13 protein-coding genes are annotated in these 12,271 nt (G+C 34.1%); 7 read left to right on the top strand and 6 right to left on the bottom strand.

All coding sequences use genetic code 11. The features are described from left to right. Positions 1-5 precede the first annotated feature (5 nt). The 7 genes from HUE87_RS09150 to HUE87_RS09180 all read left to right on the top strand — a co-directional run bounded on the left by HUE87_RS09150 (position 6) and on the right by HUE87_RS09180 (position 7,796). Positions 6-1,043: a rod shape-determining protein gene (locus HUE87_RS09150; protein ID WP_229855117.1), complete on the top strand. Its 1,038-nt coding sequence runs from the start codon at positions 6-8 to the stop codon at positions 1,041-1,043. Further along, positions 1,036-1,797: a rod shape-determining protein MreC gene (mreC, locus tag HUE87_RS09155; RefSeq protein WP_194366025.1), complete on the top strand. Its 762-nt coding sequence runs from the start codon at positions 1,036-1,038 to the stop codon at positions 1,795-1,797. The genes HUE87_RS09150 and mreC overlap by 8 nt, the downstream gene beginning before the upstream one ends. Before the next feature lie 71 nt (positions 1,798-1,868). Next, positions 1,869-5,126: a carbamoyl-phosphate synthase large subunit gene (carB, locus tag HUE87_RS09160; protein WP_194366027.1), complete on the top strand. Its 3,258-nt coding sequence runs from the start codon at positions 1,869-1,871 to the stop codon at positions 5,124-5,126. After that, on the top strand, positions 5,087-5,560 hold the full coding sequence (locus HUE87_RS09165; protein WP_229855119.1) for a Sua5/YciO/YrdC/YwlC family protein: 474 nt from the start codon (positions 5,087-5,089) through the stop codon (positions 5,558-5,560). Before carB ends, HUE87_RS09165 begins: the two co-directional genes overlap by 40 nt. Further along, positions 5,557-6,000 carry a hypothetical protein gene (locus HUE87_RS09170; RefSeq protein ID WP_194366029.1) on the top strand — a complete coding sequence of 148 codons (444 nt, stop codon included), beginning with the start codon at positions 5,557-5,559 and terminating at the stop codon, positions 5,998-6,000. Before HUE87_RS09165 ends, HUE87_RS09170 begins: the two co-directional genes overlap by 4 nt. 33 nt (positions 6,001-6,033) lie before the next feature. Continuing rightward, a complete protein-coding gene (locus HUE87_RS09175; protein WP_229855120.1) occupies positions 6,034-6,612 on the top strand; it encodes a Cj0371 family chemotaxis-regulating polar lipoprotein in 579 nt (192 codons plus the stop codon). Between the two features lie 2 nt (positions 6,613-6,614). Then, positions 6,615-7,796 carry a glutathionylspermidine synthase family protein gene (locus tag HUE87_RS09180; RefSeq protein WP_194366030.1) on the top strand — a complete coding sequence of 394 codons (1,182 nt, stop codon included), beginning with the start codon at positions 6,615-6,617 and terminating at the stop codon, positions 7,794-7,796. On the opposite strand, the gene HUE87_RS09185 is transcribed toward HUE87_RS09180, so the two are convergent. The 6 genes from HUE87_RS09185 to HUE87_RS09210 form a co-directional block, all read right to left on the bottom strand. Then, entirely contained in the window at positions 7,797-8,777 is a 981-nt protein-coding gene (locus HUE87_RS09185; protein ID WP_194366032.1) for a Wzz/FepE/Etk N-terminal domain-containing protein, read from the bottom strand. Between the two features lie 240 nt (positions 8,778-9,017). After that, the gene (locus HUE87_RS09190; RefSeq protein ID WP_194366034.1) at positions 9,018-9,263 is read right to left on the bottom strand and encodes a ComEA family DNA-binding protein; all 246 of its coding nucleotides are present in this window, start codon (positions 9,261-9,263) and stop codon (positions 9,018-9,020) included. 85 nt (positions 9,264-9,348) lie between these two features. Then, positions 9,349-11,097 carry a UDP-N-acetylglucosamine 4,6-dehydratase (configuration-retaining) gene (gene pglF, locus HUE87_RS09195; protein WP_194367944.1) on the bottom strand — a complete coding sequence of 583 codons (1,749 nt, stop codon included), beginning with the start codon at positions 11,095-11,097 and terminating at the stop codon, positions 9,349-9,351. Positions 11,098-11,218: 121 nt separating this feature from the next. Then, the gene (locus tag HUE87_RS09200; RefSeq protein ID WP_194366036.1) at positions 11,219-11,503 is read right to left on the bottom strand and encodes a nucleotidyltransferase domain-containing protein; all 285 of its coding nucleotides are present in this window, start codon (positions 11,501-11,503) and stop codon (positions 11,219-11,221) included. 78 nt (positions 11,504-11,581) lie between these two features. Continuing rightward, entirely contained in the window at positions 11,582-12,007 is a 426-nt protein-coding gene (locus HUE87_RS09205) for a type II toxin-antitoxin system VapC family toxin (RefSeq protein WP_194366038.1), read from the bottom strand. Beyond that, complete coding sequence (locus HUE87_RS09210; RefSeq protein ID WP_194366040.1) at positions 12,000-12,233, bottom strand: hypothetical protein; 234 nt, start codon at positions 12,231-12,233, stop codon at positions 12,000-12,002. Before HUE87_RS09210 ends, HUE87_RS09205 begins: the two co-directional genes overlap by 8 nt. Positions 12,234-12,271: the final 38 nt, after the last annotated feature.

Here is a 12,271-nt window from a genome sequence, read left to right on the forward strand (position 1 = left end):
GCGTAATGATATTTAACAAATTCATTGGACTTTTTTCAAATGATTTATCTATAGACTTAGGAACTGCAAATACAATTGTAATTGCAAAGGGAAGAGGTATCATTATAAATGAACCATCTGTTGTTGCTGTTAAAACAGAGAAAAATGGTCACCAAAGAGTGTTAGCTGTAGGACAAGAAGCAAAAAATATGGTTGGTAAGACACCAGGAAATATCAAAGCTATTCGTCCAATGCGTGATGGCGTTATTGCTGATTTTGATATGACTGAAAAAATGATTAGAAAATTCATAGAAAAAGCTCATGGAAGAACTAGTCTTATTAGTCCTAGAATCATAATATGTGTACCTTATGGACTAACTCAAGTTGAACGAAAAGCTGTTCGTGAATCTGCTCTAAGTGCAGGAGCACGAGAAGTGTTTCTTATTGAAGAACCTATGGCAGCAGCAATTGGTGCTGGAATAGAAATCAGAGAGCCAAAAGGTAACCTAGTAGTAGATATTGGTGGTGGTACAACAGAGATAGGTGTTGTTTCACTTGGTGGTCTAGTGTTATCAAAGTCAATACGTACTGCTGGAGATAAAATAGATCAAGCTATTGTCAACTACGTTAGAAAGAAATATAATCTTTTAATCGGTGAGAGATCTGCTGAAGAGATTAAGATTGAAGTAGGAACAGCTGTAGCTTTAGATGTAGATTTAAAGATGACAATTACTGGTCGTGATCAAGTAGAGGGTCTCTTAAGTTCGGTTGAGTTAACAAGCGAAGATGCAAGAGAAGCGATGAGAGAGCCTCTTAAAGAGATTGGAGAGGCTCTTCGTGATGTACTTGAGCAAATGCCTCCTGATTTAGCGGGCGATATTGTAAATAATGGAATCATTTTAACTGGTGGAGGGGCTCTTATTCGCCAGCTTGATAAATTTTTATCAGATATTATAAGAATACCTGTATATGTTGCAGATGAGCCACTTTTAGCCGTTGCGAGAGGAACTGGGCGAGCACTTGAAGAGATAGATTTACTGCAAGAACTTTTCGAAAATGAATAAGGGGCTGTTTAGCTTTTTTTTAATCTTTATTGCACTCTTAATGGGTGCACTGTATTATACAAACATTATTCAAGCACCATTTATTTCAGCGTTAAATACTATTAAATCTAACTATCACACCATTGTAGAATCTGTAGAAGAACAGATAGATAAACATTTTTTTCAAGCTGATAAAATAGCTTTACTAGAAGAACAACTACACAAATATGAAAATAATCATCTTATTATGCAACAACTTGCCTCTGAGGTCAATGATCTTTTTGCCCAAAATCGCTCAAAGCTAAAAACAGATCCAAAAGTACAGCTTGTAAGAACTATTTCATATCAAAAATTTGCAGATCTTAATAGAATCTGGCTAGAAGTAGATGATTATAACGCCTCTAAGGTATATGGACTTACATATAAAGAACTTGTGGCCGGAATAGTTGTCTCCAAAGATGGAAGAGCACTTGGTCTGCTAAATCGAGATATAAAAAGTTCCTATGCAGTTTATGTTGGGGATGAAAAAGCTCCTGGTATTGCACATGGAAATAGTGGAGAAAACTTACTAGTAAAGTTTATTCCAGCCTGGTTTTCTTTAAAAAAGGGAGATGAAGTTATAACTTCTGGACTAGATAAAATTTTTTTCAAGGGCTTAAAAGTCGGAATAGTATTGTCTATTACAAAATCCCAAGGCTATCAAAATGCAGTTATTGAGCCATACTATAAAGCTAATGACCCAAACTATTTCCACATGATAAAAGAAGTCAAATAACTCATCAAATCTTAAGTGCTTTTTACCTATAATATGCAAATTTTTTCATGCACACATATTAAGGGTAAAAAATGCCAAAACGCACAGATATAAAAACTATTTTACTTATTGGCTCTGGTCCAATTATCATTGGTCAAGCTTGTGAATTTGACTATTCAGGAACTCAGGCTGTTAAAACTCTAAAAGAGTTGGGTTACCGTGTAGTTCTTATAAATTCAAACCCTGCTACCATTATGACAGACCCAGAGTTTGCTGATAGAACTTACATTGAGCCTATCAAAGAAGATGTCATTGCTAAAATCATTAGGGATGAAAATGTAGATGCTGTACTTCCAACAATGGGTGGACAGACTGCACTAAACGTAGCTACTAGCATGTATGAAAAAGGAATGCTAGAGGGAATAGAATTTTTAGGTGCGACTCCAGAAGCTATCCATAAAGGTGAAGACCGATTAGCCTTCAAAGATGCGATGATTAAAATTGGAATGGATTTACCATTCTCTATGTACGCATACAATATGGATGATGCACTTAAAGCTGCAGAAACAATTGGTTTTCCTATAATTATCCGTGCTTCATTTACACTCGCCGGTGGAGGAAGTGGTGTTGCTTACAATATGGATGAGTTCAAAAAACTTGCAGCTCGTGGTCTTGATGAATCACCAGTTACAGAAATCCTGATTGAAGAGTCGCTTCTTGGCTGGAAAGAGTACGAAATGGAAGTTATCCGTGATAAAGCGGACAACTGTATTATTGTATGTGCTATAGAGAACTTTGACCCAATGGGTGTACATACTGGTGATAGTATCACAGTTGCTCCGGCACTTACTTTAACAGATAAAGAGTACCAGAGAATGCGTAATGCCTCTTTTGATATTTTAAGAGAGGTTGGTGTTGATACTGGTGGAAGTAATGTTCAATTCTCAATTGACCCTAAAACTGGAAGAATGATTGTAATTGAGATGAACCCTCGTGTTTCTCGCTCATCAGCTCTTGCGTCTAAGGCAACCGGTTACCCTATTGCAAAAGTGGCTACTCTTTTGGCAGTCGGCTTTACTCTTGATGAAATCACAAATGACATTACGGGAACTCCTGCATCATTTGAGCCAGTAATAGATTATGTTGTTACAAAAATTCCACGTTTTACATTTGAAAAATTTCCAGAGGCTGAAAATACACTTAGTACAAGTATGAAGTCTGTTGGCGAGGTTATGGCAATTGGACGCACTTTTAAGGAGTCAATTCAAAAAGCTCTCTGTTCACTTGAGACAGATTTATGTGGCTTCAATGAGATTGATGCTGATTTTGATTTTGTTAAACATGAAATTCGTCGCCCAAATGCAGATAGAATCCTATATGTTGCCGAGGGTTTTCGTCGCGGGATGAGCGTTGAGGAGCTATTTGACACATGTCAGATAGATCCATGGTTCTTATACCAACTAGAAGAGATGATAAAAGCTGAGAGCACCATCACAGATAAAATTTTATTCGATGCGGAATTTATGAGAAGCATGAAGGTCGACGGTTTTTCAGATAAAAGAATATCGCAGCTTATAGCTAAAAACTCAAACCAAAAAGTTAGCGAATATGATGTTTACAATGCAAGAAAAACTCTACATGTAAACTTTGAATATAACGAAGTTGATACATGTTCTGCTGAGTTTGAAGCTCTAACTCCATATCTTTATTCAACAACAAATATCACAAAACTACCTAACGTAAAAAACAGGGTAAGCGACAAGAAAAAAGTTCTTATTCTTGGCGGTGGGCCAAACAGAATCGGTCAAGGTATCGAGTTTGACTACTGTTGTGTTCATGCAGCATTCGCACTTAAAGAGATGGATATTGAGTGTATTATGTACAACTGTAATCCTGAAACTGTCTCAACTGATTATGATACTTCAGATGTATTATACTTTGAGCCAATAGACTTTGAGCATGTAAGAGCGGTTGTTGAAAATGAAAAACCAGACGGAATTATAGTTCATTTTGGTGGGCAGACGCCACTTAAACTTGCAGATGCTCTGACTAAAATAGGTGCAAATATTGCAGGGACTCCTTCTGCTGTAATTGACTTAGCAGAAGATAGAGAGCAATTTTCAAACTTTGTAATCAAACATGGGCTTAAGCAACCTGAAAATGGATTAGCTAGAACAAAAGAAGAATCTTATGTTATAGCTGAAAAGTTAGGATTTCCGGTATTAGTTCGTCCATCTTTTGTTCTTGGTGGTCGCGGTATGAGAATCGTTTATAGCCAAGATGAGCTTAAACAGTATATGGATTTAGCAGTATCAGTTTCAAACAATGCTCCAGTTCTTGTAGATAAATTCCTAGACCAAGCTATAGAACTTGATGTTGATGCTATCTGTGATGGCACTGATGTTTATATAGGTTCAGTTATGCAACATATCGAAGAGGCTGGAATTCACTCTGGGGACAGCGCCTGTTCACTTCCTCCAGTAAATCTTTCCCCTGAGATGATTGAAAAAGTTGAACAACAGACAAAGGTTATTGCTCTTGGTCTTGGTGTTGTAGGGCTTATGAATGTTCAATATGCAATCTATAAAGATGATATTTATCTTATAGAGGTAAATCCTAGAGCTTCTAGAACTGTTCCTTTTGTTTCTAAAGCGACTGGAATGCCATTAGCAAAAGTTGCGACTCGTGTAATGGTTGGTGAAACGCTTAGAAGTTCACTAGAGTATTACGATAAATATGATGTAGTTCAAGAGGTAAATGGACTTTTAAAACCTCGCCTTAAAGACCACATCTCTGTTAAAGAGGCAGTTTTCCCTTTCCATAAACTTTATGGTGCAGACCTAGTTCTTTCTCCTGAGATGAAATCAACTGGTGAAGTTATGGGCATAAGTTCTAACTTTGGTATTAGCTTTGCCAAGGCTCAACTGTCAGCTGGAAATAAAATTCCTACTGAAGGCACATGTTTCTTATCTTTTGTTGACACAGACAAAGAGCATGCTCCTGAGATTGCAAGCGGTCTTCACAAACATGGTTTTAAACTTGTTGCAACAAAAGGTACTCAAGCTATTTTAGAAGAGGCTGGTATACCATGTGAAGTTGTTCTTAAAATATCTGAAGGTCGTCCAAACATTGAAGATAGTATGAAAAATGATTCCATCCATATGGCTATCAATACTTCAGACAACAACACTTCTAAAAAAGATGCAGTGGTTATCCGTCAAGAGGTACTTAAAAGAAATATCCCGTATTTCACAACCTTAAGTGCTGCAAGAGCATTAATTCTAGCACTAGATGAGATGAAAGACGACTCATGGTCAAATGCGAAAGCACTGCAAGATTTTCTAGCTTAGCAGTGTCTGTTATTCTAACTCAAACCGACACTACTGTCGGTTTTTTATCTCAGGATTCAGACAAACTGTATGAGATAAAATCTCGTCCAACTACAAAGCCTTTTATAATAGTTTACAAAGATTTTAAAAACTTTTTACTAAATGCGAACAGAGTACCTCAGAATAAAAAACTTCTAGTTCGACGTTCAAAAAAAACAACCTTTATAATTAAAAATAGAGCCTTTAGAGTTGTTGACACTAAATTAAACTCGCAAATATTAAGAGATTTATCTTGGAACTATTCCACATCTGCAAATGAGACTCAAAAAAAATTTGATAGAGTTTTTTGTGAATCAAAAGCTGATATAATAATAGAGGATAAGAGTGGTCTAAATGAGAACAGTTCATCATCTCTTGTTAAAATAAATAGATTAAAAAGGAGAAGATTGAGATGAGCAAAATAGTACAAGCACTATTAACTGGTATTTTTTTTACATTCATTTTAGACTTTTTTATATTTTTAGGTATCAAACTTAATTATATAGATTTTTATGAGATTGATTTATATTATAACATTCTGTTTGCCGACAATCAAAATATATATATCTTCTCTTTTTTCAGTATTTTAATTGGTTTTATAATTACCTATATAAATAAAAATAAAATAACTTTTTCAACTTTAGGACTGTTTTTCTTTTTCGCAATGTTAACACTGATTGAACCAATCGGTTATAGCCTTGGGGAGAGTATGTTTATGAAAAAGAACTCAACTCTTAAAGATAAAAAATTCACATTTTACGGTGATATTTACTACGAGGGAAGAACTAAAATAACATTTTATGACCATGAACTTAAAAAAACAATACTATTAAATAAAAAGGATTTAATTAAATGAGAACAAGCAAAGCTCAATACACAGAGACACAAAATGTCTAGCAATAAACATATCTCCACTATTTCAAGAGGTGTTGCACTCGGTAGTGCCGGCATAATTATGATGAGTGTTCTAAGTGGCTGTGAAGCTCCTCAGCAGAAGCAGCAAAACCGCTATTTGGTTATTGAACAACAAACTAGTGGAAAATATATTGTAGTTGAAGAGATGCCTACAGAGGGTCCAAACCGTGCTATTATTCGTGAGAAAGATGAAAACGGAAATACAGTTGAGCGTTTCATGAATGAAACGGAGATGAAAGCCTTAGCCGAACAAGAGTACAAAAAAGTTCAAGATGGGACATCAGAAACAGTTTCAAGCAACAGTAGCGGTGCTGGAATGGGCTTGGCAGGAACTATTTTAGCCGTTGCTGCAGGCTCACTCATGGGCAATATGATTGGAAATGCTCTTATGAATAACAAGAACTTTTCTAATCGCTCAAGCTCAGTAAATAAAAGTGCTTACAGCCGTTCAGCTGCAGGCAAAGCATCAAGAGCTGGTACATCATCTAAAAGAAGTTTTTTTGGCGGTTCTAGCAGAACTTCATCTTATAGCCGTACAAGTTATGGTGGTTAATATTGATTAAAATACAAAAGATAAACCCGCTTGAAGATAAAATATTAGAAGAATTGGGCTTTAGCTGGCACACTGACAAAGATGGTAGCAAATATGTAAATAATGAGCTGGTTAAAATATCTCAAGAGGAGGCAGAGGCTTATTATGAAGCTGCAAATGAGTTATATGACATGTACGTTGAAGCGGCAGAGCATGTCATAGAGAATAACCTTTTTTTTGAGCTTGGAATCCCTTTTAATCTAATAGATGCAATAAAAAAGAGTTGGGAAAATGATGTTCACTGGCATATTTACGGTCGCTTTGATTTAGCCGGTGGCTTGGTGGATGGTAAACCAATTAAACTCATAGAGTTTAACGCAGATACTCCAACATCACTTTTTGAAACTGCCCTGCTACAATGGGCACTGCTTAAACAAAACAATATGGATGAAAACAAGCAATTTAACAATGTTTATGATGCAATCAAAGAGAACTTTAAAAGATTAGTTACCCTTTTTGATGATACCAAAAATTTTGATGAGAGATATGATGGCTGGAAAATTCTTTTCTCATCAGTAGAAGGTAATGATGAGGAGGAAGCTACAACAAGGCTACTTCAGCAAATTGCAACTGATGCGGGATTCAACACTGGCTTTGAGTATCTTCATAATGTTAGATTTGATAAAGACGGGATATTCGATGCAGATGACAATCAATACGAGTATTGGTTTAAACTCTACCCTTGGGAAGATATAGCGCATGATGAACCGGAGCTTGCAACTATCTTAACAGATATAATGCAAAATCAAAAGGCAATCATATTAAACCCTGCATACACCCTGCTCTTTCAATCGAAAGGTATGTTGAAAATATTGTATGACCTATTCCCTGACTCTCCATATCTGTTAAAAACCTCTTTCGAACCGCTAAAAAACACTCTACATGTAGAAAAAACTGTTTTTGGCAGAGAGGGGGCAAATGTAAAAATAGTCTCTTCTAATGGCAGTGTCATCGAACAAAAAGACGGTCCCTACGACAACTATAAAAAAGTTTATCAAGAGTATGTTGAGTTTAACAAAGATGAGAATGGAGCAAAATACCAGGCAGGAGTTTTCTTCGCCTATGAGGCTTGTGGATTAAGCTTTAGAAAAGGCGGTGAGATTATGGATAATATGAGTAAATTTGTGGGGCATATTATAGTTTAACTATGCCTCCTTTTCTTCTTCCTTAAAACCTTTAATAAACTCCATAAAAAACACTATGAAGATAGATAATATAAGCCCGGTTACAAAAGCAACTACAACAATCAACTTTTTCTTAGGAGCTATTGGATAATCATTTGTCATAATATTACCAATAACTTCTGAGTTTTTATAGTTATATGGTTTCATTAAAACTTTTAAAGCGTTTAACTCCTCTTCGTACTTCTCTATCTGAACTACTTCAATGTTATTTTTTTCATTCTCAAATCCTTCCAAAGAGTCTTTTAGTTTTATCAACATATCTGCTAAATATCTTTGTTCATTAATTTGTATTGTTGCTAATGTAGGGTTTATTTCCTTAATTTTTTTAAGATTGCTTTGCACATCAAGAAAATTTGTTTCATAGATTGTGATGTCTTTTTTATATCTATTTATTTTATCTAAAAGTGCTGGAAGTGTTTTGTTTTTTAAAAGAGTTAACTTTCCTTCAATCTGTTGTGCTTGAGCCTCACGGAGATTTTTCACATCATCAAGAATTTTCTTATGGTTACCTTGAACATAATCAATAACTTTTTTTAATTCTGATGAAGCTACTTTATTTGAACTGCCAACAGCTGAAATTTCCAAGAAATTTTTCTGTTTTTTCAATAAATCAATTTTAGCTTCTCTATCTTTATCATTTTTCAGAATATCTATAAATAAGATTTCTAACTCTTTTGAAAGCTCTGAGGCATTTGCGATTACTACTTTAGCATTAGCATTATCATTAGCATTAGCATTAGCAAGCTTATACTCACCAATCTTGATAATCGCTTTTACTTGATAAGTCTTTGGTGTCATATAGGCATAAATAACTGCACCGATTGTAATAAGAGAGGTAATAAGCACAATTTTAACTCTGTTTTTCATAAGAGTTCTTAACAACTCTCTTAAGTCTATCTCATACTCTTCATATCTTTGTATGTTTTGCTGACTCTCTTGCATATAAACCCTAAAATTATAATTTGTTATTTAATTGCAATTGTGGTTAAATTTGCATATAAAACCACTTAAGTTAGTCCAGAGTTGGCAGTCAAAAATCATACTAGTGGCTATCATAAAACTTTAGGAATACCTTACTATAATTCATAAACCAGATTCCAAGTCAAGCTTGAAATGACTATATTTCCGTCATTATGGATTAAATTCAGAATCTAGTTGCTAATTATTCAGAGAGTTCTATTATTATTTGCAGCCATTGGCTGTTAAGTTTGCCCTATTCTTCTCAACCGTCTTTGCTCCAATGCCTTTTACATTTGCAAGCTCGTCTATGCTTTTAAAGCAATTAGTGCTTCTATACTTAATAATCGCATCAGCTTTTTTGGCACCGATTCCATTTATACTACTGAGCTCTGTTTGATCTGCATTGTTTATATCAACAGTTCCAAACAATAAACTTACTCCAAGAAAAATCATTGTTAAAATTTTCATTTTAACCCCTTTGTTTTTATTTTTAGAGCAGTATATAATAAAATTAAATATTTTGCAACTATATTGCAAATTGTTATATTTATTTTTAAATATTTGCCTGATGATGAAACTCGGGAACAATCGCCTTTAATTTTGCCAACTTGTCTTTACATGTAAGCAACTCTTCAATATCTCTATTTAACTTATCTATATCGTAAAGTGTCGGTTTTGCAACAGTGATAGACTCATAATCCGTTTTACAGTCAGTATCATCTATCAACAACTCTTCATAGAGCTTTTCCCCTGGACGAAGCCCTGAAAACTCAATCTCAATCCCTTCTCTTCCACTTAGCTCAATCATTTTTTTAGCTAAATCAACTATCTTTATAGGCTCTCCCATATCAAGTATAAATATCTCTCCACCCGTTCCAATAGCACCGGCTTGAAGAACCAACTCACATGCCTCTGGAATAAGCATGAAATATCTTGTTATATCAGGGTGTGTTACCGTTATCTTTTGTCCATTTTCTATTTGAGATTTAAACTTTGGTATAACACTGCCGCTGCTTCCAAGTACGTTTCCAAACCTTACCGCTACTATATCCGTGCCCTTACCGTTCGAATTTTCTAAAGAAACTACGTTTTGGGCATAAAGCTCACATATACGCTTGGTTGTCCCCATTACATTAGTTGGACGTACTGCCTTGTCTGTAGAAATCATCACAAATTTTTGAACACCATATTTTATAGAAATATCTATAACGTTTTTAGTTCCAACAACATTATTTAAAATCCCTTCATATATATTTGCCTCAACCAAAGGGACATGCTTATAGGCAGCTGCATGTATAACAATTTCTGGTTTATAAGTCTTAAATGTTTCATCTAAAAATTCTTTTTTCACAACACTTTGCATTACAGGTATAGTCTCAATTTTTTGCAACTCCTGCTCTATAGCATAAAGATTATATTCACTATGATCTAGCAGTATTAACTTTTTGGCTCCAAACCTTTCACACTGTCTGCAAATCTCACTCCCAATACTTCCACCGGCACCAGTCACTAGAATAGTTTTACCTTTTATAAAAGCCGATATTTTACTTTTGTCCAAATCCTGAGGGTGGCGTGCGAGTAAATCTTCTACCGATACATTTTTTAGCTGCATAGCAAAATCTTTACTCTCTAAAATCTCATCCATTGAGGGCAGTATCTGTATAGCTTTAAAGTATTTAGATAAATTATCGTAAATCTCTTTTATCCTATTTTGTGATGCCGATGGTATTGCAATAACTAATAAGTCAAATTTATCATCGCCTATCTTCTCTTTTAGTTTTTGCTTTGATATCACTCTAATCGCATCTATTGAGCGGTTTTGAATTATTTTGTCATCATCAACAAAATATTTAACTTTATACACACTATTTGTAAATTCTGACTCTAGCTTTATACCAGCTCTTCCAGCACCATAAATAACAACTGATTTTGTTTTAGTAATTTGACTCCTGTTAATTAGGTAGTAGTAAAAATACATAGTAAAGTTTATCGCAAAGAGATATAAAAAAAGTTCAGAAGCTAAAAATGAAAATCTTACCTCACCATAAAAAATAGGAAAATAGACAAAAAATGCGGAGATATACACAAAACTTTTTATAATAAATGTTTTTTGAGAAGCCTTTGACCACGAGAGGGAGTAGTCATTAAAGATAAATGCCGATGCAAGCATACGAACAGACACAACACTAATCACAAGATTAAAATCAAATGGCATATGAAATATAAAAAATGTCCACCAGAATGTGCCAAAGGTAAAAATAATAATTACCAAAAAGTTTAATATTCTTTTATCTATATTTATCAATTGTATTTCCCTATTCTCACATTTTTTCCATATACTTCAGTGTAGTATTTATACAATATCTCAATCCATGCAAGTTGTTTTTTTAGTAACAATTTATCTAGTGTTAACTTATCTTTCATCATAACAATACCGCCTTTTGAAATATAAGCTTAGTAAATGGGTTTGTAAGTGTCCCATCGTCAATAACTATGTCCATCTTCTGCTCACCAAACTTTTCAAAAAATGAAAGTCTCAATTTTCGTAAATCTTTTTTTCTTAACTTATCAGATAAAATTAGTAAATCTATATCTCCGCCCCGCCTTGTGTCATCCACCCTGCTCCCAAACAGATATAACCTTGCATCGCTAGATAATTCATAAAGTTTATTTTTCAATAACGTTATCTCTTCTTTTGACAATCTCATAACTATTTACCTACTTTTCACATTTGTTTTAATTTGTTGAAGTATATTATAAAAATTAAAATTTAACAAATTTAATTTTTAAATGTATTTTGCGCAAAACTCCTCAGTATTTAGTAACTCTACTTCAGATGAGTAAAAATTTTTATCATTTGATATTATAAGCTCACATTCTGATTTTTTAGCCAGTATATACTGAAGAGTATCCTCTAAATCCTTATAGTTTTTATCCTTATTCATCAATTGACATGCCAGTGATATCTCTTTATTTGAGAACTCTATAACTTTACAAATTTTATTTATTCTTTCAATCCCACTCAAGGCATTTGCTTTATCTTCCTTTGCCAAGATATAGTAAATAGTTGTTATTAAATCACAGCTAGTGTATATCCCTATTCCATTTTGTGTCAAATACTTCAATATATCCAAGCTTTCCTGATATCTTTTTCTATTCCTGTCATTAATATCAATAAAGATATTAGCATCTATAAAAACCTTTTTATACATTCATATTCGCTTTGATTTCTTGGATTGTCAAATCTCCATAAAGGCCTGTACCACTTCCAGCAAAAGCATTTAGTGCTTCCAATTTTTCATCAATAGAAATCTCTTGATATCTCTCCTCTATCAAATCTTTAACAACCTGTGTCTGAGTAATATTTTCTCTGCTCGCTATTTCTTTTAAATGTTCTACTATTTCATCATCAAGTAAAAAATTTTTTCTTATTGTCATAATATCCACCCCACAATCTAATTATATGTATTATAACA

This window comes from Candidatus Sulfurimonas marisnigri, assembly GCF_015265475.1.
Taxonomy (GTDB): domain Bacteria; phylum Campylobacterota; class Campylobacteria; order Campylobacterales; family Sulfurimonadaceae; genus Sulfurimonas; species Sulfurimonas marisnigri.